This is a genomic window from Pigmentiphaga kullae, assembly GCF_004216695.1.
GTDB classification, from domain to species: Bacteria; Pseudomonadota; Gammaproteobacteria; order Burkholderiales; family Burkholderiaceae_B; genus Pigmentiphaga; species Pigmentiphaga kullae.
The window spans coordinates 694,456-720,392 of sequence record NZ_SGXC01000002.1; the positions used below are offsets into that span (position 1 = coordinate 694,456).

Below are 25,937 nucleotides of genomic sequence, written 5' to 3' on the forward strand. Positions count from 1 at the left end.
GCGCTAGAAGACGCTTTCGGCCAGGTTGTGCTGTTCGATGACCGAGCGCACCGTATGGCCGCTGGGCTGGCAGGCGAACTCGCATTCCTGCGGCATGTCGTCCGCGTGGCATTCGCCGCCCAGCAGCGGGCACCGGCTGAACAGTTCGCCCACCCAGTCCACGAAGGCCCGCACCTTGGGCGACAGGTGCCGGTTGTGCAGGTAGACCACCGAGATCGGCATGGGGGAGGGCTTCCAGTCGGTCAGCACCTCGCGCAGCAGGCCGGACTCCAGGTGAGGCCGCACCATGTAGCGGGCGGGCTGGATGAGGCCGAAGCCCTGCAGGCCGCAGGCCACGTAGGCGTCGGAATCGTTGACCGAGACGATGCCCTTGACCTTGACCTCGGTGGCAACGCCGTCCACGACGAAATCCCAATCGATGGTGCGGCCGGTGCGGGCGGAGAAATAATGCACCGCGTGGTGGCGCTCCAGGTCCCGCAGCGTGCGCGGCTCGCCATAGGCTTCGAGGTAGGAGGGCGCGGCGCAGGTCAGGCTCTCGAAGGTGCCGATGCGCCGGGCCACCATGGACGAATCCTGCAGTTCGCCGACGCGGATGGCGCAGTCCACGGCTTCCTGGACCAGGTCGACCGGACGATCGCTCATGCCGATCACCAGTTCGATGTCCGGGTAGCGTTCATGGAATTCGCATAGCGAAGGAATCAGGATCGAACGGCCGATCGAGGCCGGGGTATCGATACGCAGCCGGCCGCGTGGCCGGCGCGCGACATCGCGAAAGGAGGTCTCGGCCTCCTCCAGGTCGGCCAGCAGCCGTATGCAGCGCTCGTAGTACGAGGCGCCGTCGGGCGTGAGGCTGATCTTGCGGGTGGTGCGGTTCAGCAGCCGGACCTGCAGCGCTCGTTCAAGATTGCGGATGGTCGTGCTGACGGTGGCGCGCGGCAAGCCGAGGTTGTCGGCCGCCAGGGTGAAGCTGTTGGCTTCGACGACGCGCGTGAACACCTGCATGGCCTGAAATTTATCCACGGAAGGCTCCTACCGCCTGGTGGGCGGCGATTATTCGTTCTGGATGAATAGTGTTTGTAAAAACGCAGGATTTATCGGCAGCACAATAACACTCAGAATCGGGCATCGCTGTATTCACCCATACGAGCCCGAGGTTTTTCATGTTTCGTTTTCGCAAACGCGCCCTGGCGGTCACGCTGGGCGTTGCCGTGCTTGGCGTTGCCGGCGGCATCGCCGTGCAGAGGATGCCGGCCCTGGCCGGCCAGGAAACCCCCGCCGCGCCGGCCCCCGCGGCGGCCGTGGACGTGGCCGAGGTCGTCAGCCGCACCATCACGGACTGGCGCGGCTATTCCGGGCGGCTGGAAGCGGTCGACCGCGTCGAGATCCGGCCCCTGGTGTCCGGGACGCTGACCGCGGTGCATTTCCAGGACGGCGCCCTGGTCAGGAAGGGCGAGGTGCTGTTCACCATCGATCCGCGCCCCTACGCGGCCGAGGTCGCCCGGGTCCAGGGCCAGCTTGCCGCGGCCGAGGCCCGTGATGCCTACGCTGCCTCCGAACTGGCGCGTGGCCAGCGGCTGTTGTCGGACAACGCGATCGCCAAGCGCGATTTCGAGGAAAAGCAGAACGCCGCGCGCGAGGCCGTGGCCAACCTGCAAGCCGCCCGGGCTGCGCTGGAAGCCGCCCGCCTGAACCTGGAATACACGCGCATCACGGCGCCGGTCAGCGGCCGCATCTCGCGCGCGCAGGTCACCGTGGGCAACGTGGTCGCGGCCGGGGCGGCGTCGGCCCCGTTGACCACGCTGGTCTCGACGGCGCGCATGTATGCGGCCTTCGATGTGGACGAGCCCACCTACCTGAAGATGGCGCAGGCTAGCCGCGCGAGCTCGGGCGCCATTCCGGTCTATCTGGGCCTGGCCAACGAGGAGGGCCATCCCCGCAAGGGCACGGTCAGCTTCATCGACAACCGGCTGGACGTGGCCTCGGGCACCATCCGCGTGCGCGCGGTGTTCGACAACCCCGACGGCCAACTGATTCCCGGGCTGTACGCGCGCGTGCAACTGGGCGGCGGCAAGCCGCGCGACGCGCTGCTGATCGACGAACGCGCCGTCGGCACCGACCAGGACAAGCGTTTCGTGCTGGTGCTGGACGAAGGCAACCGCACCCGCTACCGCGAAGTCCGCCTGGGCACGGCCAGCGGCGGCCTGCGCGTGGTCGACGATGGCCTGAAGGCGGGCGAGCGCATCGTGGTCAACGGCTTGCAGCGCGTGCGTCCGGGCGAACCGGTAACGCCGCGCGAGGTTCCCATGGCCGGGCAGCCGGGCCGGTTCGCGGGCGATGGCCCGCCGGCCGACGGCGCTCCCGCCGGCACGCCGGCCGTGCGCCAGCCCAAGCAGGTTTGAGGCGGCCTGGACACGATCATGAATATTTCCAAGTTCTTCATCGACCGGCCCATCTTCGCGGGCGTGCTGTCGGTCCTGATCCTGCTGGCGGGCGCGCTGGCGATGTTCCAGCTGCCCATTTCGGAGTATCCGGAAGTCGTCCCGCCCTCGGTCGTGGTGCGCGCGCAGTACCCCGGCGCCAACCCCAAGGTGATCGCCGAGACGGTGGCCTCGCCGCTGGAGGAGTCCATCAACGGCGTCGAGGACATGCTGTACATGCAGTCCCAGGCCAACAGCGACGGCAACCTGGCCGTTACCGTCACTTTCCGCCTGGGCATGGACCCGGACAAGGCGCAGCAACTGGTGCAGAACCGGGTGTCGCAGGCCTTGCCGCGCCTGCCCGAGGACGTGCAGCGGCTGGGCGTCACGACCATCAAGAGCTCGCCCACGCTGACGATGGTGACGCACCTGATCTCGCCGGACGACCGCTACGACATCACCTACCTGCGCAACTACGCGCTGATCAACGTCAAGGACCGCCTGGCGCGCATACCCGGCGTGGGCGAGGTGCAGCTGTGGGGCGCCGGCAACTATTCGATGCGCGTCTGGCTGGATCCGCAGAAGGTCGCGCAGCGCGGGCTGACGGCCTCGGACGTGGTGGCGGCGATACGCGAACAGAACGTGCAGGTCGCGGCGGGCGTGATCGGCGCCTCGCCCAGCGCGTCCGACGTGTCGCTGCAATTGTCGGTGAACACGCAAGGGCGGCTGCAGACCGAATCGGACTTCGCCAACATCGTGCTCAAGACCTCGCCCGACGGCGGCGTGACGCGCCTGTCGGACGTGGCGCGCATCGAGCTGGCGGCGGCCGAGTACGGCCTGCGTTCGCTGCTGGACAACAAGCCGGCGGTGGCGCTGGCCATCATGCAGTCGCCCGGCGCCAACGCGCTGGCGGTGTCTGACCAGGTGCGGGCGGCCATGAAGGACATGGCCAAGGATTTCCCGCCCTCGGTGGACTACCGCATCGTCTACGACCCGACGCAGTTCGTGCGCGCCAGCATCAAGGCGGTGGTGGTCACGCTGCTGGAAGCGGTGGCCCTGGTCGTGCTGGTGGTGATCGTGTTCCTGCAGACCTGGCGGGCGTCCATCATTCCGCTGCTGGCGGTGCCGGTTTCCATCATCGGCACGTTCTCGCTGATGCTGGGCTTCGGCTATTCGATCAACGCGCTGTCCCTGTTCGGCATGGTGCTGGCCATAGGCATCGTGGTGGACGACGCCATCGTGGTGGTGGAGAACGTCGAGCGCAACATCGCGGCCGGGCTCACGCCGCGCGAGGCCACGTACCGCGCTATGCGCGAGGTCAGCGGCCCCATCATCGCCATCGCGCTGACGCTGGTCGCGGTGTTCGTGCCCCTGGCCTTCATGACCGGCCTGAGCGGCCAGTTCTACAAGCAGTTCGCCATGACCATCGCCATCTCCACGGTGATCTCGGCGTTCAACTCGCTCACGCTGTCGCCGGCGCTGGCGGCCCTGCTGCTGAAGTCGCACGATGCCCGGCCCGATGGCCTGACGCGCGTGATGAACCGTCTGTTCGGCGGGTTCTTCCGCCGCTTCAACGACATGTTCGGCCGGGCCTCCGACCGCTACGGCGCCGGGGTCACGGGCGTCATCTCGCGCAAGGCCATGGTCATGGGCGTGTACGGCGTGCTGCTGGCGCTGACGCTGGGCGTCTCGTCCATCGTGCCGGGGGGCTTCGTGCCCGCGCAGGACAAGCAATACCTGGTGGCCTTCGCGCAACTGCCCAACGGCGCCTCGCTGGACCGGACCGAGGACGTCATCCGCCGCATGTCCGACATCGCGCTCAAGCAGCCGGGCGTGGAAAGCGCCATCGCGTTCCCGGGACTGTCGATCAACGGCTTCACCAACAGCTCGAGCGCCGGCATCGTCTTCGTGTCGCTCAAGGACTTCCACGAGCGCAAGGGCAAGGACGTCTCGGCCGAAGCGATCTCGAACGCGCTGAACCAGCAGTTCTCGGCCATCAAGGAATCGTTCATCGCGGTATTCCCGCCGCCGCCCGTCATGGGGCTGGGCACGCTGGGCGGATTCAAGCTGCAGATCGAAGACCGGGGCGCGCTGGGCTACGCCGAACTCGACGCGGCGGCGCAAGCCTTCGTGGCGGCGGCGCAGAAGGCGCCGGAACTCGGGCCGACGTTCAGCAGCTACCAGATCAACGTGCCGCAGCTGGATGTGCAGCTGGACCGGGTCAAGGCCAAGCAGCTGGGTGTTGCCGTTACCGACGTGTTCGACACCATGCAGATCTACCTGGGTTCGCTGTACGTGAACGATTTCAACCGCTTCGGGCGGGTGTACCAGGTCCGCGCGCAGGCCGACGCGCCGTTCCGCGCGCATCCGGACGACATCCTGGCGCTGAAGACGCGCAACGCCGCCGGCGAGATGGTGCCGCTGTCGTCGCTGGTGGACGTGCGTCCGACCTTCGGGCCGGAGATGGTGGTGCGCTACAACGGCTATACCGCCGCCGACATCAACGGCGGGCCGGCGCCCGGCTATTCCTCGGACCAGGCGCAGGCCGCCGCCGAGCGCATCGCCGAGCAGGTCCTGCCGCGCGGCATGAAGCTGGCTTGGACGGACCTGACCTACCAGCAGATCCTGGCGGGCAATGCCGGCATCTGGGTGTTCCCGATCAGCGTGCTGCTGGTGTTCCTGGTGCTGGCCGCGTTGTACGAAAGCCTGACGCTGCCGCTGGCGGTGATCCTGATCGTGCCGATGAGCATCCTGGCCGCGCTGACGGGCGTGTGGCTGACGCGGGGCGACAACAACATCTTCACCCAGATCGGCCTGATGGTGCTGGTGGGCCTGGCCTCGAAGAACGCCATCCTGATCGTCGAGTTCGCGCGCGAGCTCGAACTGCAGGGCAGGTCGGTGGTCGAGGCGGCCATCGAGGCCAGCCGGCTGCGCCTGCGTCCCATCCTGATGACGTCCATCGCCTTCATCATGGGCGTGGTGCCGCTGGTGACCTCCACCGGGGCAGGCTCGGAGATGCGGCACGCCATGGGCGTGGCGGTGTTCTTCGGCATGCTGGGCGTGACCCTGTTCGGCCTGTTCCTGACACCGGTCTTCTATGTATTGCTGCGGCTGGCCGGCGGTGCGCGCAAGCTGCACTCGGCCGCGCAGCACGAGGCGCCCATCGTGGCGCCCCATCACGCGGGGCACTGAAGTGAAAGAGAACTCCATGAAGAAAAGTCTGCGTGGCATGGCGCTGGCGGCCTTGCTCGTGTTGACGGGCTGCGCGGTGGCGCCGCCCTACGATCCTCCCCGCGCCGAGGTGCCGGCGTCGTTCAAGGAAGCGGCCGGCGGCAGCTGGAAGACCGCCCAGCCGGCCGAGGCGGCCCATCGAGGACGCTGGTGGGCGGTGTTCGGCGATCCGGTACTGGACCAGTTGCAGGAGCGGGCCGCGGATGCGAACCAGAACCTCAAGGCCGCGGTGGCGCGCCTGGCGCAGGCCCGGGCGCGGCTGGGCGAGGCGCGGGCCGATCTGTATCCCCGGGTGGACGCAGGCGCGGGGCCCACGCGGCAGCGGCCGTCGCCGGCTTCGAGAGGGCTGCCCGCCGAGGCAAATACCTCGCCCTCGACGCTGTGGCGGGCCCAGGCTTCGGTGGCCTATGAAGTGGACCTGTTCGGCCGGGTCGCGGCCGGCGTCGAGGCGGCGTCGGCCCAGGCCGAACAGGGCGAAGCCCTGCTGCGCTCGGTGCAACTGGCGGTGCAGGCCGACGTCGCGCAGGCCTATTTCCTGGTGCGGGAGCTGGACGCGGGGCAGGAACTCTACGGCGGCACGGTGGCCCTGCGCGAACGCACGCTGGCGCTGATCCAGCGCCGCTACGACGAAGGCGACATCAGCGAACTGGACCTGGCGCGGGCGCGCACGGAGCTGGCCTCGGCACGGTCCGAGGCGCTGGACATCGCCCGCCAGCGCGCCGCGGCCGAACATGCGCTGGCCATCCTGCTGGGCCAGGCGCCCGCCACCTTCAGCCTGCCCGCGCGTCCGCTGGCCAGGCTGGCGGTATCGGTTCCCCCGGGGCTGCCCTCCGAGCTGCTGGAGCGCCGGCCCGACATCGCCGCGGCCGAACGCGCGATGGCCGCCGCCAACGCCCGCGTCGGCGTCGCGCGCACGGCCTTCTTTCCCAGGCTGGAGCTGACCGGGGCGTTGGGCTACGAGTCGGCGCAACTGGGCGATTTGTTCAACTGGTCCAGCCGCACCTTCCTGCTGGGCCCGCTGGTGGGCACCATGCTGACGCTGCCCATCTTCGACGGCGGGCGGCGCGAGGCGGGGCTGCAGGCCGCGCGGGCGGCCTACGAGGAAGAGGCCGCCAACTACCGGCAGACGGTGCTTACCGCCTTCAAGGAGGTGGAAGACAACCTGGCCAATCTGCGCATCCTGGCCGACCAGTACCGCGCTCAGGACGAGGCGGTGGCGTCCGCCGCGCGCGCGGCGCGGCTGTCGCAGATCCAGTACCGCGAAGGCTCGGTCAGCTACCTGGACGTGATCGATGCCGATCGCAGCGTGCTCCAGCAGCGCCGGGTGGCGACCCGCCTGGATGGGGAACTGGCCCGTTCCACGGTCAACCTCATCCGTGCGCTGGGCGGCGGCTGGGAGGGGCAGGCCCCGGCACCCGCGGCGGCGCTGTTGCCCGCGCGCCAACCTTCGTAACAAGCCGTGGCCGCAGCCCCCTGGTCCCGGGGGCTGCGGTCTTTGCTGTACGGAACGCTTACATAGTCGCGATCCGCCCCCATCGCGGGCGGACATGCCACGCCTACACTGGATCGACGCGCCGGCCCCGCGCGCCGGGGCCTTTCCTGCGCGAAAGGAGTCAGGCATGAACACGAAGACCAAGCATGGCGCCCTGGGACTGGCCGCGGTCGCCCTGGGCACCGTTCTGTTTACCTCGGCGCAGGCCGCTTCGGCCGCCGACACCACCTACCAGGACGAACTGGCCCGCTGCAACAGCGGCCAATCCGGACAGGACAGGGCGACATGCCGGCGGGAAGCCGGCGCGGCCTTGCAGGAGTCGCGCCGAGGCAACCTGCGCGGCGCCAGCGATTCGGCCTACGAGCAGAACCGCACCCAGCGCTGCAACGCCTTGCCGCAAGCCGACCGCGCGGCCTGCATGGCCCGGGTGGATGGAAGAGGGACGGTCAGCGGCAGCGTGGAAGGCGGAGGCGTGCTGCGGGAATACCGGGAAGTGGTGACGCCCGAGCCCGGTTCTCCCGCCATGCCGTCCGGCTCGCCGGGCCCGGCGATGCCCCGGCCCGGCGACGGACCGGGCATGCGCTGACCCCCCTCCCGTAGCAGCTCCCCCTTGATCTGCCGCGAAATTCACCGGAAAGTGGCGCTTTCCGGGCGTCGCGGCGCGCCCCGTTATAAAATGTGCTGGCTTTACATCGATCTTTGGGGGGCCAGGTGCGCATCGCCATACTGGAAGACGACCCGGCGCATGCCCGGATCATAGAAAAGACGCTGCTGCAGGCGGGGCACGACTGCCATCTGTTCGAGGACGGCAGGGCGATGTTGCGCGACCTCCATCGCCAGAGCTACGACCTCTTCGTGCTGGATTGGCACGTGCCGCACATCGAGGGCCCCGAGATCCTGGGCTGGATCCGCCGCAACCTGCCGCCGCACCTGCCGGTGCTGTTCGTTACCAGCCGCGACGAGGAACAGGATGTGGTCGATGGCCTGCAGGCCGGCGCCGACGACTACATGGCCAAGCCCATCCGGCCCATCGAGCTGCAGGCGCGCGTGGCCGCGCTGCTGCGGCGGGCCTATCCCGAGGCCTCCCGCCCGAGCCAGCCGGGCTTTGGCGCCTACACCTTCGACCTGCACCGCCGGGAGGCCCGGGTCAAGGGCGAACCGGTGGAACTCAAGCCCAAGGAATACGAACTGGCGCTATACCTGTTCCGCAACCTGGGACGGCTGCTGACGCACGAACACCTGCTGGAAGAATTGTGGGGCACGAGTGCCATCGATACCCGCACCGTGACCACGCACATGTCCCAACTGCGCCGCAAGCTCGACCTGCGCCCCCATAACGGCGTGCGGCTCGTGCCGGTCTACGGCCTGGGCTACCGCTTCGAAATGCTGGCCGATCCGCCCGCCACGAACGAATCCAACGACGACTCCCTATGAAGAATCTACCCAGCCTGGGCGCCGGCATCCGGCTGTCCGCGTGGGCCGTCGCCGCTGCCTGCGCGTTCGGCGCGGCGGCCGTCCATGCCCAGCAGGCCGAGCCGGTGCGCCACCTGGTGCGCGACGGCGACACCTTGTATGACCTCGCCCAGGCCTACCTGGAAGATCCCGGCCAGTGGCAGGCCCTGGCGCGCGAGAACGGCAATCCCAATCCGCTCAGGCTCAAGCCCGGCTCCGTCATCGTGGTGCCCGACGCACTGCTGCGCAAGAAACCCGGTGGTGCGCGCGTGGTGCACGTCTCGGGAGGCGTGCGCTACACCACGCGCAGCGGCTCGACCGGCGCGCTGGAGCGCGACATGCGGCTGATCGACGGCGATCGCCTGAGCACCGATGCGGGCGGCTTCGCCACGCTCGAGATGGCGGACGGCTCGGTGGTGCGCGTGGCAGGCGATTCCGAGCTGCGCCTGGAACGCCTGAAATACAACCTGACGAAGAAGCGCGCCGACACTTCGCTGGTCCTGGACAAGGGCCGCGTCGAATCGCGCGTATCGCCGCAGCGGCCCACGCGCAGCCGCTTCCAGGTCGACACGCCGCTGATGGCCGCCGGCGTGCGCGGCACGGAATTCGGCGTGTCGATGCGCGAAGGCAGCGCGGCCACCAGCGACGTCCTGGAAGGGGAGGTCGAACTGCGGGTGGCGCGTTCGGGTGCCACCGCGCGGGTCGCGGCGGGCCTGGGCGGCGCGGTGGCCACCGATGCGCCGACGGCCACGCTGACGCCGCTGCTGGCGGCGCCGGACCTGTCCGGCGTCCAGGCCCTGCAACAGCGTCCCATCATCGATCTGGCGTTTCCCGCGCTGGCCGGCGCGGTTTCCTATCGCGCCTTCATCTGGCCCGCCCATACCGCCGAACAGGTGGCCAGCAACCTCGTGACCGCCACGTCGCGCGTGCGCTTCGCCGGACTCGAGGATGGCGACTACGTGGTGCGGATCAATGGCGTCGATGCGCAGGGCATCGAGGGCCGTCCGGTCACCTGGCCGATCAGGCTCAAGGCCCGGCCCGAGCCCCCGGTCACCATCGCTCCGCCCGACGGCGGCGTGGTCGAGCAGACCGAGGCCGTGCTGCGCTGGACGGCGGCGGAAGGCGCCATCGGCTATCGCCTGCAGGTGTCGCGCGACCAGGCGTTCACCGCGCCCTTGGTCGACGAAGGCATGCTGTCCGCGGATTCCCAAGCCGTGCGCGGGCTTGCCTCGGGCAACTATTTCTGGCGCGTGGGCACGGTCATCCAGGGCAAGGACGGCAAGCCCGACGCGGGGCCCTATAGCGATCCGCGCCGCTTCATGGTGCGCCTGCCCGTGGGCGGCAAGCTCGGCATGAGCCAGCAGGGCGACGAAGTCGTGCTGAGCTGGGACGGCGAGGAAGGCCAGAACTACCTCGTCCAGGTCGCGCGCGACATCGGCTTTGCCGGCATCGCCGCCGAGCGTCGCACGGCGGAGCGCAAATGGGCGCTCGAATCCTTGCCCGCCGGCGAGTATTTCGTTCGCATCCAGGCCACCGACGGCGACGGTTACGTGCGCGATTTCACGCGTCCGCAGCGGTTCCGCGTCACTCGCACGGTCCGCAGCGGAGACGGTTCGCTGCGTTCGGGCGACGGCCAGGAAATCCAGCTGCCCTAGGGCCCGTTGACGCGCATGGACCGTCAGGCAGCATCCGCCACGCAGCGTCCGGGGCCCGCGCGGACGCGGTCCGCGGCCCGGGTCGTCGCGGTCGTCGCAGGCTTGCTGCTGGCGGCGTTGCTGGCCTGGCAGAACGGCCTGGGCCGCCTGGATGCGGCCCTGTACGACTTCTTCAGCCGTCTGGAACCCGCCGCGCCCAGCCAGGACATCGTGGTGGTGGCCATCGACGAGGCCAGCCTGGCCAAGGTGGGCCGCTGGCCCTGGAGCCGCGACCAGCAGATCGACCTGATCGAGCGCATCGCCCAGCAGTCGCCGGCCGCGCTGGGCCTGGACCTGTTGCTGTCCGAGCCTTCGGCCGATCCGTCGGTGGACCTGCGCATGGCCGAGGCCATCCACCGCAGCGGCAACGTGGTGCTGCCCGTGTTCACCGCCGAGACGGCGGGGCGGGTCCAGGCCATGCTGCCGGTGCCGCCGCTGGCCTCCGCGGCGCGGGCGCTGGGGCATGTCTCGGTCGAGCCGGACGCCGATGGCGTGGTGCGCAGTGTCTTCCTGCGCGAAGGCACCCGGGACCGCCAGTGGAACCATTTCGCGCTGGCGCTTCTGCAGGTCGCCGGCCAGCCGGTTGCCGATCCGCTGCCAGGGAACCGCGCGCCGGCCGACCGCGAGGCCGCGCCGGGCGCGTGGTGGCGCGATTTCTGGATACACATCGACTATGCCGGGCCCGCCGGTACCTATCGCACCATTCCGGCCGCCCAGGTGCTGGCGGGCGAACTGCCCGACGGCGCGCTGGACGGGCGCATCGTACTGGTCGGATCCACCGCCGCGGGTCTGGGCGACGTCTATCCCACGCCCTTGTCGGCGCGCCAGCGCTTCACGCCGGGCGTCGAGATCTCGGCCAACGTGATCGACAACCTGATGTCGGGCACGGCGCGCCGCATCGTCGCGCCGTGGACGGGCGCGCTGCTGACGGCGTTGCTGGTGGCCGCGATGCTGCCGGCGCTGTGGCTGTTCGCGCCGGGCTGGGCGCTGGCCGCGTCGGTGGCGGGCATAGGCGTGGCGGCAGCCGCCAGCGGCGTCCTGCTGCTGGCCGATGGCCTGTGGTGGCCGCCCGGGGCGGCCGTGCTGGCCATCGCGGCCTTCTACCTGGCATGGAACTGGCGGCGCCTGGAGCGCGCGGCCGGCTATCTGGTCGACGAGCTGGGCCGGTTGAAACGCCATGGCGCGGTGCTGCCGCAGGACGCGGCCGCGCAGGCCGGGGATCTCATCGACCGGCGCATCCATGATTTGTCCCGCGCCACGGGGCGCTTGCTGGATGTGCAGGCCTTCATGTCGTCGGTGATAGGAAGCCTGCCCGAGGCGGCGCTGGCCGTGGGCGAGGACGGCCGGGTCCTGCTGGCGAACCGCCAGGCCGTGCGTCAGTTCGGCGCGGCCGCCGCCAAGGGCGCGGACATGGCGGGCCTGCTGGCCGGCTTCACGCTGGTGGGCGGCGGCCCGCTCAGTTGGCCCGCGGCGGTCGCGCCGGGACATTTTGCCGAATGCCGCGATGCCGCCGGGCGGGCCTTCCTGTTCGAGTACGCGCGATGCGCGGGCGAGGAGGGGGGCGAGACGGCCTGGATCGCCACCCTGGTGGACATCAATCCGCTGCGCGAGGCCGAGCGCAAGCGCGATCAGGCCCTGCGCTTCCTGTCGCACGACATCCGATCGCCGCAGGGCGCCATCCTGGCCTTGCTGGACCTGCATCGCAGCGACCCCGGCGAGCTGGCGCAGGACGAACTGCTGGCTCGCATCCGGCGCTACGTGCTGCGCACGCAGACCCTGGCGGAGTCCTTCGTCGAGCTGGCGCGCGTGGCAACGGCGCCGGTCCGCGACGACCTGCTCGAGGGCACGGACGTGGTCCTGGACGCCGCCGACGAGTGCTGGAGCCTGGCCCAGGCCAGGCACATCGTGCTGGACACCGACGTGCCGGACGACGGCGCGCCGCTGCGCGGCGACCGCTCGCAGCTGACGCGCGCCCTGATCAACCTGATCGGCAACGCCATCAAGTACAGCCCGCCCCATACGCGAGTGGACTGCCGCCTGGTCCGCCGGGGCGAGCTGTGGTGCATCGCGGTGCGGGACCAGGGGCGGGGCATCGCCGCCGACGACCAGGCCCGCCTGTTCCAGGAGTTTTCGCGCGTGGGCGGGGCCGAGGACGGCGACGAACCGGGTTTCGGACTGGGCCTGGCTTTCGTCAAGGCCGTGGTCGATCGGCATGGCGGCCGGATCGAGTGCGAGAGCGCGCCGGGGCAGGGCAGCGAATTCCGGCTGCTGCTGCCTGCCACGGTAAACAAGGCTGAACCCCAGGCGGGGCCGGGCGAGGGGAGCGCGTAGACTGCGGGCTGTTTACGAAGTCAGTGGTACGAATGACTGAACGGTTATTGGCGATACTCATCCTGTGCGCGGCCGTGGCCGCGCCGTTCTGCCTGGTCTGGCTGAATGCGCGGGAGCTCCGGACGGATTTCATCGTGATCTATCCGCCCCAGGCGGCGGCCCCGACAGGGATGCTGGCCTCGGGCCAGTGGTATGATGCGGCCCGGTCTTCCTGTTTGCAGTCGTAAGCGTTAACGTCATCCAACGCGCTGAACGCCGCGCCGGCCCGCCGGGTCCATGCGCGCCGCTTATCGACGTCCGATGATGAACAACGCCTCGCCTTCCGTCTCTTCTCCCTCTTCCCACGAATCCGCGCTACGCCTGCTGCCGCTGGTCGCGATCGTCTTTTCCGGCTTCCTGGCCGTAGGCCTGCCGCTGCCCGCGCTGCCGCTCTACGTGAACGGCGTGCTCGATTTCAGCCCGCTGGCGGTGGGCTGGATCATCGGCCTGCAGCCGCTGACCACGATTCTTACCCGCAAGTTCGCCGGTACCTACGTCGACCGGCACGGCCCGCGCCAGTCCGTGATGATGGGCCTGCCCATGGCGGCCATGGCGGGCCTGCTCTATGTGGCCTCGGCGCTGATCCCGCATCCGCCGGCCGCGCTGGCGGTGCTGGTTGCCGGCCGCGTGCTGATGGGGCCGGCCGAAAGCCTGTTCCTGACCGGCACCATGACCTGGGGCATAGGCCGGGTGGGGCCCCAGCGCACGGGCATCGTGATGTCCTGGCAGGGTATCGCCATGTTCGCGGCGCTGGGCCTGGGCGCGCCCCTGGGCGTATGGGTCATGCAGAACGTGAACTTCCTGGCGGTGGGGCTGGCCACGGTGGCCTTCCCGCTGGTGGGCCTGGCGATCGCCTCGCGCGTGCCGCCCGTGCCGGTGGCCGCGGGTGCCCGGAAACAGGTGCCGTTCCTGCGCGTGATCGGCATGATCTGGCGGCAGGGCGGCGCGCTGTCGCTGGCTTCGGCGCCGTTCGCCGTGCTGACGGCCTTCGTCGTGCTGTATTTCGCCAGCCGCGGGTGGGAAGGGGCGGGCCTGGCCCTGACCGGTTTCGCCGCGGGCTACATCCTGGTGCGGCTGTTCTTCGGACGGCTGCCCGATCAACTGGGCGGGCGCAAGGTCGCCGCGGTATCGCTAGTGATCGAGGCCCTGGGCCAGTTCCTGCTGTGGATGGCGCCCGGCCCCGGCTTCGCGCTGGCCGGCGCGACCCTGACGGGCGTGGGATTCTCGCTGGTGTTCCCGGCCATGGGCGTGGAAGCCATGCGCCGCGTGCCGCCCGAGAGCCGGGGCGTGGCGGTGGGCGGATTCCTGGCCTTCGTGGACATCACCTCGGGCGTGACCGGGCCGCTGGCGGGCCTGCTGATCGGCGCCTACGGCTACCGCGCGGCGTTCCTGGCCGGCCTGGCCGCCTGCGTCCTTTCTTTCGCCGTCATCGTGTTCGGCATGGGCAGGGAGCCGCGCCGGGGCGCCTGACGCCGGCGCCCCGGCGTGCCGTTTACTCCAGCACGCGCGCGACTTCGTAGATGGCGGTCGTGCCGCTGACCTCGTTGCCGACCAGCAGCAGCGGCTGGCCGGTGGGAGACTTGGCGGCGGGCACGAACTTCAGGCCTTCGGGGCCGAGGTCGCCCATCTTGGCGAGATTCTCGTCCGAGGGCTCGTCCGTCCAGTTGGCGCGGGTGTTGAAGTAGTCCATGAAAACCGGCGCCTTGGGATCGGTGATGTCGTAGACCATTACACCGCCCATGCGCTCCAGGCCGATGAAGGCGAAGGTCTTGTTGCCCATCACGCCGATTTCCACGCCTTCGGGCTCGGGGCCCTTGGCGTCGCTGCGGCTGTCGAAGGTGGCCTTTTCGTCATGACCGGTGTTGAAGTAGGTGGCGCAGGGCACGTCGCGGTCGGGGCCGAGCTTGCACGAGTCGCTGGCCAGCATGCGCTCGAACTGCGCGCCCGAATCCCACACCAGCTTGCCGTCCTGGTCCCAGATCGAGAACGATCGGCCACCGTAGGCGTACAGGTGGTCGTACATGATGCGGTCGCCCGTGGGGTCTTCGATGCCCTGGGCGTTGAACTTGACCGGCTTGCCGGTGGCGTCCTGGCGATAGCCCATGGTCCACGATATCTGCAGGCGGCCCAGGACGTCGTCGTCGCGGCAGGCGCCCGGCTTGCCGGCCGTGGCGCCGCAGTAGGCGAAGGTCTCGGGGTTAAGCAGGGCGCCGGCGGCCAGCGCGTCGAGCTGCGGCGGCAGGTCGTCGCCCCGGCGGCGGGCGAAGCCGCTGGTATGGACCAGGTGTTTGACGCGGAACTCCTCGACGAAGCCTTTGCTGGCATCGCCATTCCAATAGGCGTCGTCGTCTTCGCCCCAGGCGCGCGCGTCACCCTCGTTGGCGGTCACGAGATAGGTCTTGCCACCGGCCGTGTAAGAGGCAATGGCGTCGGGCAGGTACATGCCGCGCACGCCGGGGAAGGTGCGGATGTCCAGCTTGGCGGGCTCGTCGCTGGCGTCCATCGCGTTGGCTTCCAGGCCGTGGTCCTTGTAGCCCAGAGGCAGGATGTCGGTCACGGTGGCGGTGGCGATGTCGATGCGCGCCAGGGCGTTGTTCTCCTGCAGCGTGGCCCAGGCGGTCTTGCCGTCGGCGGACACGGCGATGTACTCGGGCTCGAAGTCCTGCGACGCGCTGGCCTGGGGGCCGAAGATGCGCACGCCCTTGGCGCGCAGCTCGGCCTCCTTGCCGTTCCAGGCGATGAAGCCGGCCACCCGGGCCGACGGCGCGGCGGGGTTCGAGACGTCGATGACGCTGACCGAGCCGGCCGGATCGATCTGGTAGTCATCGCTGGGCTCGCCTTCGTTGGCGACCAGCAGGGTCTTGCCGTCGGGCGTGAAGGTCAGCATGTCGGGCAGGGCGCCCACGCCGACCTTGCCCAGCAGGGCCAGCGTGTCGGCCTTGTACAACGCGGCGTAGCCCGGATCCGTCTTTTTCGCCGCCTGGATGGCGACCGCGACGATCCCGTTGTGGACGGCGACGCTGTTGATCTCGGCGCCGGTCGAGATGGTCGAGGCGTCGATCGTGCCGATATGCTTGGGGCTGGCGGGCGTGCTCAGGTCCAGCACGTCGACCACGCCGTTGCGCGCGTTGACGACGAAGCCGCGCTTGCTGGCCGCGTCGAACGCGGGGATTTCGGCGGCGCTGACACCGAATTGTCCGGCGGAATAGCGACCCAGCATTTTCAGGCTGATGCTCTTGGGCGTCGGCTCGGCAACGGGGGGCGGGGTGACGGGCGGCGTGGTGGGGGCCGCGTCGTCGCCGCCGTCGCTCAGGCAGGCCGCAAGGGGAAGGGCGACCGCCAGGGCGCACAGGCTGCGGGCAAGGATCGTCATGCGCGAGGGCTGGGTGGCGAGTGTCATCGTTCGGTCGGGTGGGTTGGACAAGCGCCGCATCATGGCGGAGTAACATGACAGTCATATGTAAGGGTTCCCGGCCGCCCGCGCGGCGCCCGAAGCCGACCGGGGCCGCCCCGCGCGGTAGAATGCGGCGGTTCATTCCTTCCCTCCCATGTCCGACTCTCCCGATGTCATCCTGATGCGGCGCGCCCTGGCGCTGGCCGAACAAGCCTGGCGCGACGGCGAGGTGCCGGTCGGCGCCGTGGTCTGCGACGCTTCGGGCCGCATCCTGGGCGAGGGCGCCAACCGCCCCGTGGGCAGCCACGACCCCACCGCCCACGCCGAGATCCAGGCCCTGCGCGCGGCCTGCCTGGCCGCCGGCAACTACCGCCTGCCGGGCGCCACGCTCTACGTCACTCTCGAACCCTGCGCCATGTGCATGGGCGCCATGCTGCACGCGCGGCTGGCGCGCGTGGTGTATGGTGCGTCCGACCCGAAGACCGGGGCCTGCGGCGGCGTTCTCGATCTGCCGTCCATCGCCGTGCTGAATCACCAGACCCGGGTCGAGGGCGGCGTGCTCGCCACCGAATGCGGAGAACTGCTCCGCGCCTTCTTCCGCCAGAAACGCGAAGCCGCCCGCGGCGGCCCGCCACTTCCTTCCGAGCCCGCATGAATCGACGCCGCTCTTCCCCCGACGCCCACCACGACCACGATGCGCACCACGGCCACCACCACGACGATGGCGGCGAGCATCATCATGACCACGAGCATGATTCCGGCACGGATTTCCCGCCTCTGGGAACCCGGCCCGGCGTCTACCTCGTCTCGCCCTCGGGCGCGGTGCCCGATTCCGAGGTCATTGCGCGCGCGCGGAACAACCTGAAGGCCCAGGGCTTCCATCCGGTGGCGGACCGGGGCGCGCTGCTGCGCCACGAACGCTTCGCCGGCACGGACGACCAGCGGCTGGCGGCGCTGGAAAGGGCGATCACGCAGAAACATCCCATCGTGATGGCGACGCGCGGCGGCTACGGCCTGTCGCGCATCCTGCCGCGCATAGACTGGAGAGCCATGGCCGACAGCGGCAAGCGCTTCGTCGGGCACAGCGACTTCACTTTTTTCCAGCTGGCCCTGCTGGCCAGGACCGGCGCGGTCAGCTACGCCGGCCCCATGGCGGCCTTCGACTTCGGCGGCAAGCGCGTGGACGACCTGACCGCGGCGATGTTCGGCGAAACCCTGCGCGGCGAACTGGAGATCCTGAGTTTCGAGTCCGAGGATTCGGACCCGGTCGATTGCCGCGGCGTGCTGTGGGGTGGCAACCTGGCGGTGCTGGTCTCGCTGCTGGGCACGCCGTATTTCCCGCGCACCCGGGGCATCCTGTTCCTGGAGGACATCAACGAGCACCCGTACCGGGTCGAGCGCATGCTGGTGCAGCTGGCCCAGGCCGGCGTGCTGGCCCGCCAGAGGGCCATCGTGCTGGGCAGCTTCACCGACTACAAGCTCACGCCGCACGATGCCGGCTATGACCTGCGCTCGGTCGTGCAATGGCTGCGCCGCGAAGTGAAGGTGCCGGTCGTGACCGGCCTGCCGTTCGGCCACGTGAAGACCAAGGCGACGCTTCCGGTGGGAGCGAAGATCGGCCTGGCCACCGAAGCCGGCATGGCCTACCTGGTTTTTCCGCACGGACATTGAAGTTTGCCAGGGCGCCGCGGATCCGGCTTGGCCGGTCCGCCCAGCGCCGCCCCCTCGAGGTGAAGCCCGTCAGGGCGTGGGGGGAGGGCCCTTTTTTTCGTCCACGGAGTAGTAGTGTTCGTCGTCCAGCGTGTCCGTACGGAACCGGGCGGCCGTCGTCGCTCCATCAGGAAGCGGCACGTCCTTGCCCGCGCGCCGATGCCGGTACAAGGCCGCCCGGGCCAGCATCAGCGTCGTCGCCGGCACCGTCAAGGTCAGGAACACCGCGATCAGCACCTCGTGCAGCGCCGGCCCCTCGTCGGTCATCGTGAAATACAGCATCGAGGCCAGCACGATGAACACCATCCCCATCGTGGCGCCCAGCGTCGGGCCGTGCATGCGCTGGTAGAAACTATGGAAGCGCCACAGCCCCAGGCAGCCGACCAGGGTCAGCACGCCGCCCGCGGCCAGCAGCAGCGAGACCAGGATCTCGGCCCATAGCGGCAGCATCATCTCGCCCGTCATTCGATCACCTCGCCGCGCAGCAGGAACTTGGCCAGCGCCACCGAACTGACGAAGCCCAGCAGCGCGATCGTGACCGCGGCCTCGAAATACTCGGTGCTGCCGGTCCGTATGCCCAGCACCAGCAGCATCAGCATCGCGCAGATGTACATGGTGTCCAGCGCCAGCACCCGGTCCTGAGCGGCCGGGCCCTTCAGCAGCCGCAGCGTGGCCAGCAGCATGGCGACGGCGATGCACAGCAGCGAGAACAGGCTGGCCCATTCGAGCATGCCATTCATTCGAAGATCTCCATCAGCGGTTGTTCATAGCGGGTCCGGATCGTGTCGATCCAGAACTGCTCGTCGTTCAGGTCCAGCACGTGGATCAGCAGCCAGCTCTTGTCGTCGGCCAGTTCGATGCAGACCGTGCCCGGGATCGCGGTCAGGATCAGCGCCAGGGTGGTCAGGCCGTGCGGATCCTGAAGCGCCAGAGGCATCCGGATGAAACCGGAGTTGTCGCGTTTGGCCTTGGAGCCCAGGATGACCCGGGCGACGTCGAAATTGGACTTGATGCTGTCCAGGATGACGACGCCCAACAGCTTCACGGCCACCGCGGGCCGCCGCAGGCGCGCCCTGACCGGCCGCAGCGGCGCGGTCCACAGCGGTATGCCGACGGCCAGCAGTGCACCCAGCAGGATATGGCCGAGCGAGAGCGTCTGGTTGAGCAGCAGCCACATCGCCAGCAGGAACAGCGAGGTCAGCGGCCAGGGAAGGATGCGTCGGATCATGGGGTGGCGCCCCCTGGGCCGGCCTGCCGGGCCGACATGATGCCGCGCACGTAGTCGTCGGGATGGTGCAGGGCGCGGGCGGTGTCGGTGAAATAGCGCATGGCGGGCTGGGCCTGGACCATCAGCACGATGCCCAGCACCAGCATGGCGGCGATGGGAAAGACCTCGATCACGCGCAGCCGGGGCTGGGCGCGGCCGGAGGGCACCCAGAACGCGCGTATGCCGATGCGGGTCAGCGACACCACGGTGGTCAGGCCCGAGACCACCAGCAGGCCCAGCAACACCCAGGCCAGCACGGGCTCGGGGCTGCCGATCTCGGGCGTAAGCCCATCGGGGTTCAGGATGGTGGTCAGCAGCGCGAACTTGGCGACGAAGCCCGACAGCGGCGGCAGGCCGGACAGCACCAGCGCGCACGCGATGAAGCTCAGGCCCAGGAAGGCCATCGCGGCGGGGATGGCCACGCCGATGTCGGTCGTGCTCATGTCCTCTTCGGCGTCGACCGGGCGGTCCAGGCCGAAGGCTTCCAGCGTGACCGCCAGCAGGTCGGCGCCGAAGGTCCGGCTGCGCTCCATCAGTTCCTGCAGCAGGAAGAAGGCGCCCAGCGCCAGCGTCGAGCTGACCAGGTAGAACAGGGCGGCGGCCGTCACGCTGTCGCGGCCGAAGCCTATGGCCGACAGCAGCGTGCCCGAGGAGATGATGACCGCGAAGCCGGCCAGCCGTCCGGTGTTCTGCGAGGCCAGCATGCCCAGCGTGCCGAAGGTCAGCGTCGCCAGCCCGATGTACAGGATCCATTGCTGGACGAAGCCGCTGGACTCGCCGGCCTGGTCGCCGAACATCAGCAGCGACAGCCGCAGGATCACGTACACGCCCACCTTGGTCATGATGGAGAACAGGGCGGCGGCGGGCGGCGAGGCGGCGGCGTACGAGGGCGGCAGCCAGAAGTTCAGCGGCCAGGCGCCCGCCTTGGTCAGGAAGGCCACGCCCAGGATGGCGGCGCCGGCCTCCATCAGCATGCGGTCGGACGCCTCGACCTGGCCGATGCGCACGGCCACGTCGGCCATGTTCAGCGTGCCGGTCACGCCGTAGATCAGCGCCACGCCGATCAGGAACAGCGACGATCCGACCAGGTTGACGGCGATGTAGTGCAGGCCTGCCTTGACCCGCTGCGGCCCGGAGCCGTGCAGCAGCAGCCCGTAGGAGGCCGCCAGCAGGATCTCGAAGAAGACGAACAGGTTGAACAGGTCCGCCGTCAGGAACGCGCCGTTGAGCCCCATCAGCTGGAGCTGGAACAGGGGATGGAAATGGACGCCCGCACGGTGCCACCGTGCCAGCGAATACAGCAGCGATCCCAGCGCCATGATGGCGGTCAGCAGCAGCATGATGGCCGACAGCCGGTCCAGCGCCAGCGCGATGCCGAACGGCGCCGGCCAGTTGGCGGCCAGGTAGACCGCGACGCGCACCGGGCCGGCGTCCGCCTGCCGCAGCAGCGCGATTGCCACGGCCAGGAGGGTGACGGTGGCAGCCACGTTGACCACGGCCTTGGCCGTGGCGCGGCCCTCGCCCAGCAGCAGCATCAAGCCGGCCACCAGCATGGGCAGGACGATGGGGACGATCATGAGATGGTCATGCCAGGACAGCATCATTCACCCTCCCTGCCGTCCACGTGGTCGGTGCCGCTCAGGCCGCGCGAGGCGAGCATGAGGACCAGGAAGAGCGCGGTCATGGCGAAGCCGATGACGATGGCGGTCAGCACCAGCGCCTGGGGCAGCGGGTCGGCGTAGTCGGCGACCTCGCTGGCGCGGCTGGCCCGCAGGATGGGAATCTGGTCCAGCGACAGCTTGCCCATCGAGAAAATGAACAGGTTCACGGCATAGGACACCAGCGAGATGCCCATGATGACCTGGAAGGTCCGGGGCCGCAGCAGCAGCCAGATGCCGGAGCCGCCCAGCGCGCCGATGGCGATGGCGATGATCACTTCCACCGGGCACCTCCCCGGGGAAGCTCGGCCTCGGCCTGCTGCGCGGCGCGGTGGCTGCGTATGGACTGGTGGCCCAGGGCGGTAAGGATAAGCATCGTGGCTCCGACGACCAGGCTGAACACGCCCAGGTCGAAAAGAAAGGCGCTGGGCACGTGGATCTCGCCCACCAGGGGCAGGTGCAGGTGGGCACCGTGCGAGGTCAGGAAGGGATAGCCGAACAGCCAGGCTCCCATGCCCGTCAGCACCGCGAACAGCAGGCCCAGGCCGATCCAGCGCTGCGGGTGCAGCCGCATCTTGGACTCGACCCAGGCGGTGCCGCCCACCATGTATTGCAGGATGAAGGCCACCGACAGCGTCAGCCCGGCGACGAAGCCGCCCCCGGGCAGATTGTGCCCGCGCATGAACAGGAAGACGGCGAACAGCGCGATGATGGGCAGCGCGAGCCGGATCAGCACCGACGGCATCAGCAGGTAGCCCACCGCCGGATCGTCGCCCGCGCGCGCGGCGGCGTCGGTCTTGCCCTGGTCGATCTGCTGGTGCGGCAGGGCGATGCTCTCGGGCGCGGGACGGAAGCGCCGCAGCAGCGCGTAGACGGTCAGCGCGACGATGCCCAGCACCGAGATCTCGCCCAGCGTGTCGAAGCCGCGGAAATCCACCAGCAGCACGTTGACGACGTTGGTGCCGCCGCCCTCGGTCAGCGCCCGCTCCAGGAAGTAGTTGGAGATGGTGTCGGGATAGGGCCGCGTCAGCACGGCGTAGGCCAGCAGCGCCATGCCGGCGCCACCCGCCACGGCGATGGCCAGGTCGCGCACCCGGTGCAGCCAGGCGATGGCGGGCACGCGTATGCCCAGTTCCCTGGGCTCCTTGCGGCGCGGCAGCCAGCGCAGGCCAAGCAGCAGCAGGATGGTGGTGACCACCTCGACCAGCAACTGCGTCAGCGCCAGGTCGGGGGCCGAGAACCAGACGAAGGTGATGCAGGTGACCAGCCCGGCGCCGCCCATCATGATGAGCGAGGCCAGCCGGTGGTACTTGGCCTGGTAGGCGGTGCCGATGGCGCAGGCGATGCCGATCAGCCACAGGATGGCGAAGGTCGGGTCGATGGGCGAGGTCTGAGCGGCGGGCATCAGCAGCGGCCGGCCGTACAGCGTGACGACGGCCACCAGGATGGCGAAGGCCACGATGCCCAGCAGCTGCGATTGCAGGCCGCGCGCGCCCAGGCTGTTGGTGAGCCGGTCCGCCAGCGCCGTCGCGAGGGTCATGATGCGCTCGAAGGCGCGCTTGCCGTTGAAGCGGTAGAACAGCGGCAGGCGCTCGACCGTGCTCAGGCGCAGGGTCTTCTGCAGGATCATGTACAGCGCCGATCCGCCCACCAGCGCGACGAAGCTCATGACCAGCGGCAGGTTGAAGCCGTGCCAGATGGCCAGGCTGTAGCTGGGCACCGCTTCGCCCAGGATGGCGCGCACGGCGGTGGCCAGGAAGGGGGCGATGGTATAGCCCGGCGCCACCCCCACGGCCAGGCACAGGAAGGCCAGGACCTCGGCGGGGAAGCGCATCCAGCGCGGAGCCTCGTGCGGGGTGCGGGGCAGGTCGTGCGGCGGCGGTCCGAAGAACACGTCGTGCAGGAAGCGCCACGAATAGGCCACGCTGAAGGCGCCCGCCACGGTGGCGGCGATGGGCAGCGCATGGCTCATGCCGACGGCGTTGCCCACCACCACGGCCTCGGTGAAGAACATCTCTTTCGAGATGAAGCCGTTCAGCAGCGGCACGCCGGCCATCGCGGCTCCGGCCACCATGGCCAGCGTGGCGGTGATCGGCATGACCTGGGCCAGCCCGCTGAGCCGGCGGATGTCGCGGGTGCCGCATTCGTGGTCGATGATGCCGGCCGCCATGAACAGCGAGGCCTTGAAGGTCGCGTGGTTCATGATGTGGAAGACCGCGGCCACCAGCGCGAGCGGGCTGCCCAGCCCCAGCAGCAGCGTGATCAGGCCGAGGTGGCTGATGGTGGAATAGGCCAGGAGCCCTTTCAGGTCCTGCTGGAAGATGGCCGTATAGGCCCCCAGCAGCAGGGTGCACAGGCCCGCGCCGCCGATGATCCAGAACCATTCCTCGGTGCCGGCCAGCACCGGCCACAGCCGGGCGAGCAGGAAGACGCCGGCCTTGACCATGGTGGCCGAGTGCAGGTAGGCGGACACCGGGGTGGGCGCCGCCATGGCGTGGGGCAGCCAGAAATGAAAGGGAAATTGCGCGCTCTTGGTCAGCGCGCCCAGCGCGATCAGGACCAGCGCGACCTCGTAGACGGGGTGCGAACGGATCAGGTCGCCCGAGGACAGCACCGTTTCCAGGTCATAGCTGCCGACGATGTGGCCCAGCACCAGGATGCCCGCGAACAGGCACAGGCCGCCGGCGGCCGTGACCGTGAGCGCCATGCGTGCCCCGCGCCGCGCGTCGGGCCGGTGGTGCCAGTAGCCGATCAGCAGGAAGGACACCAGGCTGGTGAGTTCCCAGAACAGCGCGAGCTGGATCAGGTTGCCGGACAGGACCACGCCCAGCATGGCGCCCATGAAGGCGAGGAAGAAGGAGAAGAAGCGCGGCACCGGATCTTCCGGCGACATGTAGTAGCGCGCGTACAGCACGACGAGCAGGCCGATGCCGGTGATCATCAGGCTGAATATCCACGCCAGCCCGTCCATGCGCAGGACGAAATTCAGTCCCAGCGAAGGCAGCCAGGCGAACTCGTAGCGGACCACGCCGCCGTACGAAATCTCGGGGTAGAGCAGGGCGGCCTGTACCGTCCCTGCCAATGCGACCAAACCAGCAAGCCATGCTTCGCGGTTTCGGGCATTGGCGGGCAGCAAGGCCGCCACGACACTGCCGGCGAAAGGAAGCGCTAGGAGAATCAGCAAGGACATGGGTGGCGGTCACTCTCTTTGATATAAGTATGGGTGGGGCAACGCAGGAGCGAGCAACAAAGAACGAACCTCGCCAGGCCACGGGGCGGGCAGGATCCCGCGCTCGGTCTTGCGCCATCGTGTCCGGGAGAGGCTTGCGCACGTGGCCGGCCGCAGTTCCGGCTTCGTGGCTATGCGCCCAATGGTAACAAACGCCGGTGCGATGCTGCGCGGGCGCGTGGGTCATCGGGCGCTCCATGTCCATTCTGTAAATATTCGGGTCAACCCGAATCAGGGCTGTTACACTAATAGGTTGATCTTTGCGCTTCCGCCCTGGCTGCGCGCGACGTTTATCTTTTCTTGCGAGCCCGTTTCCGCCGTGATTTCCACCGCCAACCTCACCATCCAGTTCGGTCCCAAACCCCTGTTCGAGAATGTCTCGGTCAAGTTCGGGGAAGGCAACCGCTATGGCCTCATCGGTGCGAACGGCAGCGGCAAGTCCACGCTGATGAAGATCATCGGCGGCGATCTCGAGCCGTCGGCCGGCAACGTCTCGCTCGAGCCCAATACCCGCCTGGGCAAGCTGCGCCAGGACCAGTTCGCCTTTGAAGACGTGCGCGTGCTGGACGTCGTGCTGATGGGCCACGCCGAAATGTGGCAGGCCATGAGCGACCGGGACGCCATCTACGCCAATCCCGACGCCACCGACGAAGACTACATGCGGGCGGCCGATCTCGAGGCCAAGTTCGCCGAATACGACGGCTACACTGCGGAAGCGCGTGCCGGCGAGCTGCTGCTGGGCCTTGAAATCCCGGTCGAGCAGCACCAGCAGCCCATGCGCGAGATCGCGCCGGGCTGGAAGCTGCGGGTGCTGCTGGCGCAGGCGCTGTTCTCGAACCCCGACGTGCTGCTGCTGGACGAACCCACCAACAACCTCGACATCAACACCATCCGCTGGCTGGAAACGGTCCTGAACCAGTACCAGTCGACGATGATCATCATCAGCCACGACCGCCACTTCCTGAACCAGGTCTGCACCCACATGGCCGACCTGGACTACCGCGAGGTGCGCATCTACCCCGGCAACTACGACGACTACATGCTGGCCTCGGCCCAGGCGCGCGAGCGCCTGATGAGCTCGAACGCCAAGGCCAAGGAGCGCATCACCGAGCTGCAGGACTTCGTGCGGCGCTTCTCGGCCAACAAGTCCAAGGCCCGCCAGGCCACCTCGCGCCTGAAACAGATCGACAAGCTCAAGGCCGATACCGTCGAGGTCAAGCCGTCGTCGCGCCAGAATCCCTACATCCGCTTCGAGCTGGCCAAGGTCATGCACCGCCAGGCGGTCGAGATCGAGGGCGTCGTCAAATCCTACGACCACCCGGTCATCCCGAAGTATTCCGCCATGGTCGAGGCCGGCGAGAAGATCGCCATCATCGGCGCCAACGGCGTGGGCAAGACGACGCTGCTGCGGATGCTGGCCGGCGACCTGGCGCCCGACCAGGGAACGATCAAGTGGTCCGAGAACGCCAACCTGGGCTACATGGCGCAGGACGTGTCCGACAACTTCCAGACCGACGACAACGTCTTCGACTGGATGGGCCAGTGGCGCCAGCCCGGCGACGACGACCAGGCCATCCGCTCGGTGCTGGGGCGCCTCCTGTTTTCCAGCGACGACATCGGCAAGGCCGTGGGCGTGCTGTCGGGCGGCGAGAAGAACCGGATGATGTTCGGCAAGCTCATGCTGCGCAAGCACAATGTGCTGCTGCTGGACGAGCCCACCAACCATCTGGACATGGAATCGATCGAGTCGCTGCAACTGGCGCTCGAGAAGTTCCAGGGTACGCTGTTCTTCGTGTCGCACGACCGCGAGTTCGTATCGGGCCTGGCCAGCCGTATCATTGAAATACTGCCCGACGGCCAGCTGATCGACTACAAGGGCACGTACGACGAGTACCTGGCCTCGCGCGGCATCGAGGACTGACCGGGGCGGAACGGCACGAAGATTGCTTGGTCTGCTTCGAGTCCGGTGGCATCCGTTCCACCGCCAAGGAGAAGACGATGCGGAAATCTTTGTCTATCGCCC

At 68.9% G+C, this 25,937-nt stretch carries 20 protein-coding genes; 12 read left to right on the top strand and 8 right to left on the bottom strand.

What is annotated here, in order from left to right:
* Nucleotides 1-3 precede the first annotated feature (3 nt).
* Nucleotides 4-1,020: a LysR family transcriptional regulator gene (locus EV675_RS17640; protein WP_130358522.1), complete on the bottom strand. Its 1,017-nt coding sequence runs from the start codon at nt 1,018-1,020 to the stop codon at nt 4-6.
* Between the two features lie 140 nt (nt 1,021-1,160).
* On the opposite strand from EV675_RS17640, the gene EV675_RS17645 reads away from it, so the two are divergent.
* From EV675_RS17645 to EV675_RS17685, 9 genes are all read left to right on the top strand, one after another.
* On the top strand, nt 1,161-2,399 hold the full coding sequence (locus EV675_RS17645) for an efflux RND transporter periplasmic adaptor subunit (RefSeq protein ID WP_130358523.1): 1,239 nt from the start codon (nt 1,161-1,163) through the stop codon (nt 2,397-2,399).
* 18 nt (nt 2,400-2,417) lie between these two features.
* Entirely contained in the window at nt 2,418-5,609 is a 3,192-nt protein-coding gene (locus tag EV675_RS17650; protein WP_130358524.1) for an efflux RND transporter permease subunit, read from the top strand.
* Nucleotides 5,610-5,625: 16 nt separating this feature from the next.
* Nucleotides 5,626-7,101: an efflux transporter outer membrane subunit gene (locus EV675_RS17655; RefSeq protein WP_130358525.1), complete on the top strand. Its 1,476-nt coding sequence runs from the start codon at nt 5,626-5,628 to the stop codon at nt 7,099-7,101.
* A gap of 166 nt (nt 7,102-7,267) precedes the next feature.
* Nucleotides 7,268-7,726 (top strand): hypothetical protein, encoded by a 459-nt coding sequence (locus EV675_RS17660; RefSeq protein WP_130358526.1) that lies wholly within the window; start codon nt 7,268-7,270, stop codon nt 7,724-7,726.
* A gap of 125 nt (nt 7,727-7,851) precedes the next feature.
* A complete protein-coding gene (locus EV675_RS17665; protein WP_130358527.1) occupies nt 7,852-8,574 on the top strand; it encodes a response regulator transcription factor in 723 nt (240 codons plus the stop codon).
* Nucleotides 8,571-10,247 (top strand): FecR family protein, encoded by a 1,677-nt coding sequence (locus EV675_RS17670; RefSeq protein WP_130358528.1) that lies wholly within the window; start codon nt 8,571-8,573, stop codon nt 10,245-10,247. The genes EV675_RS17665 and EV675_RS17670 overlap by 4 nt, the downstream gene beginning before the upstream one ends.
* A gap of 15 nt (nt 10,248-10,262) precedes the next feature.
* A complete protein-coding gene (locus EV675_RS17675) occupies nt 10,263-12,617 on the top strand; it encodes a CHASE2 domain-containing protein (RefSeq protein WP_130358529.1) in 2,355 nt (784 codons plus the stop codon).
* A gap of 32 nt (nt 12,618-12,649) precedes the next feature.
* Nucleotides 12,650-12,844, top strand: a complete 195-nt coding sequence (locus tag EV675_RS17680) for a hypothetical protein (protein ID WP_130358530.1) — start codon at nt 12,650-12,652, stop codon at nt 12,842-12,844.
* 73 nt (nt 12,845-12,917) lie between these two features.
* Nucleotides 12,918-14,126, top strand: coding sequence for an MFS transporter (locus EV675_RS17685; RefSeq protein ID WP_242621482.1), 1,209 nt, complete (start codon nt 12,918-12,920; stop codon nt 14,124-14,126).
* Between the two features lie 22 nt (nt 14,127-14,148).
* On the opposite strand, the gene EV675_RS17690 is transcribed toward EV675_RS17685, so the two are convergent.
* On the bottom strand, nt 14,149-16,056 hold the full coding sequence (locus EV675_RS17690; protein WP_242621483.1) for a choice-of-anchor I family protein: 1,908 nt from the start codon (nt 16,054-16,056) through the stop codon (nt 14,149-14,151).
* A gap of 148 nt (nt 16,057-16,204) precedes the next feature.
* Between EV675_RS17690 and tadA the strand changes: the two genes are divergently transcribed.
* Together tadA and EV675_RS17700 are read left to right on the top strand one after the other, a co-directional pair.
* A complete protein-coding gene (tadA, locus tag EV675_RS17695) occupies nt 16,205-16,705 on the top strand; it encodes a tRNA adenosine(34) deaminase TadA (RefSeq protein ID WP_130358531.1) in 501 nt (166 codons plus the stop codon).
* Nucleotides 16,702-17,721, top strand: coding sequence for an LD-carboxypeptidase (locus EV675_RS17700; protein WP_130358532.1), 1,020 nt, complete (start codon nt 16,702-16,704; stop codon nt 17,719-17,721). The genes tadA and EV675_RS17700 overlap by 4 nt, the downstream gene beginning before the upstream one ends.
* Before the next feature lie 69 nt (nt 17,722-17,790).
* Here the strand turns inward: EV675_RS17700 and mnhG are convergent, their stop codons facing one another.
* Genes mnhG through EV675_RS17730 form a run of 6 tightly spaced genes read right to left on the bottom strand, consistent with a single transcriptional unit; the run spans nt 17,791 to nt 23,875 of the window.
* Complete coding sequence (gene mnhG / locus EV675_RS17705; RefSeq protein ID WP_130358533.1) at nt 17,791-18,225, bottom strand: monovalent cation/H(+) antiporter subunit G; 435 nt, start codon at nt 18,223-18,225, stop codon at nt 17,791-17,793.
* Nucleotides 18,222-18,500, bottom strand: a complete 279-nt coding sequence (locus tag EV675_RS17710; protein WP_130358534.1) for a K+/H+ antiporter subunit F — start codon at nt 18,498-18,500, stop codon at nt 18,222-18,224. The genes mnhG and EV675_RS17710 overlap by 4 nt, the downstream gene beginning before the upstream one ends.
* Entirely contained in the window at nt 18,497-18,988 is a 492-nt protein-coding gene (locus EV675_RS17715; RefSeq protein ID WP_207221994.1) for a Na+/H+ antiporter subunit E, read from the bottom strand. The genes EV675_RS17710 and EV675_RS17715 overlap by 4 nt, the downstream gene beginning before the upstream one ends.
* Nucleotides 18,985-20,631 carry a monovalent cation/H+ antiporter subunit D gene (locus tag EV675_RS17720; RefSeq protein ID WP_242621484.1) on the bottom strand — a complete coding sequence of 549 codons (1,647 nt, stop codon included), beginning with the start codon at nt 20,629-20,631 and terminating at the stop codon, nt 18,985-18,987. The genes EV675_RS17715 and EV675_RS17720 overlap by 4 nt, the downstream gene beginning before the upstream one ends.
* On the bottom strand, nt 20,628-20,969 hold the full coding sequence (locus tag EV675_RS17725) for a Na+/H+ antiporter subunit C (protein WP_124689566.1): 342 nt from the start codon (nt 20,967-20,969) through the stop codon (nt 20,628-20,630). Before EV675_RS17725 ends, EV675_RS17720 begins: the two co-directional genes overlap by 4 nt.
* Entirely contained in the window at nt 20,960-23,875 is a 2,916-nt protein-coding gene (locus tag EV675_RS17730) for a monovalent cation/H+ antiporter subunit A (RefSeq protein WP_130358535.1), read from the bottom strand. Before EV675_RS17730 ends, EV675_RS17725 begins: the two co-directional genes overlap by 10 nt.
* 358 nt (nt 23,876-24,233) lie before the next feature.
* Between EV675_RS17730 and EV675_RS17735 the strand changes: the two genes are divergently transcribed.
* Complete coding sequence (locus EV675_RS17735) at nt 24,234-25,835, top strand: ABC-F family ATPase (RefSeq protein WP_165404642.1); 1,602 nt, start codon at nt 24,234-24,236, stop codon at nt 25,833-25,835.
* Nucleotides 25,836-25,937: the final 102 nt, after the last annotated feature.

Excerpts from the sequence above, each read along its gene's own strand:
- EV675_RS17645 (WP_130358523.1), top strand. The coding sequence starts at position 1,161 with ATGTTTCGTTTTCGCAAACGCGCCCTGGCGGTCACGCTGGGCGTTGCC.
- EV675_RS17650 (WP_130358524.1), top strand. The coding sequence starts at position 2,418 with ATGAATATTTCCAAGTTCTTCATCGACCGGCCCATCTTCGCGGGCGTG.
- EV675_RS17655 (WP_130358525.1), top strand. The coding sequence starts at position 5,626 with ATGAAGAAAAGTCTGCGTGGCATGGCGCTGGCGGCCTTGCTCGTGTTG.
- EV675_RS17660 (WP_130358526.1), top strand. The coding sequence starts at position 7,268 with ATGAACACGAAGACCAAGCATGGCGCCCTGGGACTGGCCGCGGTCGCC.
- EV675_RS17670 (WP_130358528.1), top strand. The coding sequence starts at position 8,571 with ATGAAGAATCTACCCAGCCTGGGCGCCGGCATCCGGCTGTCCGCGTGG.
- EV675_RS17675 (WP_130358529.1), top strand. The coding sequence starts at position 10,263 with ATGGACCGTCAGGCAGCATCCGCCACGCAGCGTCCGGGGCCCGCGCGG.
- EV675_RS17680 (WP_130358530.1), top strand. The coding sequence starts at position 12,650 with ATGACTGAACGGTTATTGGCGATACTCATCCTGTGCGCGGCCGTGGCC.
- EV675_RS17685 (WP_242621482.1), top strand. The coding sequence starts at position 12,918 with ATGATGAACAACGCCTCGCCTTCCGTCTCTTCTCCCTCTTCCCACGAA.
- EV675_RS17690 (WP_242621483.1), bottom strand. The coding sequence starts at position 16,056 with ATGACACTCGCCACCCAGCCCTCGCGCATGACGATCCTTGCCCGCAGC.
- tadA (WP_130358531.1), top strand. The coding sequence starts at position 16,205 with ATGTCCGACTCTCCCGATGTCATCCTGATGCGGCGCGCCCTGGCGCTG.
- EV675_RS17700 (WP_130358532.1), top strand. The coding sequence starts at position 16,702 with ATGAATCGACGCCGCTCTTCCCCCGACGCCCACCACGACCACGATGCG.
- mnhG (WP_130358533.1), bottom strand. The coding sequence starts at position 18,225 with ATGACGGGCGAGATGATGCTGCCGCTATGGGCCGAGATCCTGGTCTCG.
- EV675_RS17710 (WP_130358534.1), bottom strand. The coding sequence starts at position 18,500 with ATGAATGGCATGCTCGAATGGGCCAGCCTGTTCTCGCTGCTGTGCATC.
- EV675_RS17715 (WP_207221994.1), bottom strand. The coding sequence starts at position 18,988 with ATGATCCGACGCATCCTTCCCTGGCCGCTGACCTCGCTGTTCCTGCTG.
- EV675_RS17720 (WP_242621484.1), bottom strand. The coding sequence starts at position 20,631 with ATGATGCTGTCCTGGCATGACCATCTCATGATCGTCCCCATCGTCCTG.
- EV675_RS17730 (WP_130358535.1), bottom strand. The coding sequence starts at position 23,875 with ATGTCCTTGCTGATTCTCCTAGCGCTTCCTTTCGCCGGCAGTGTCGTG.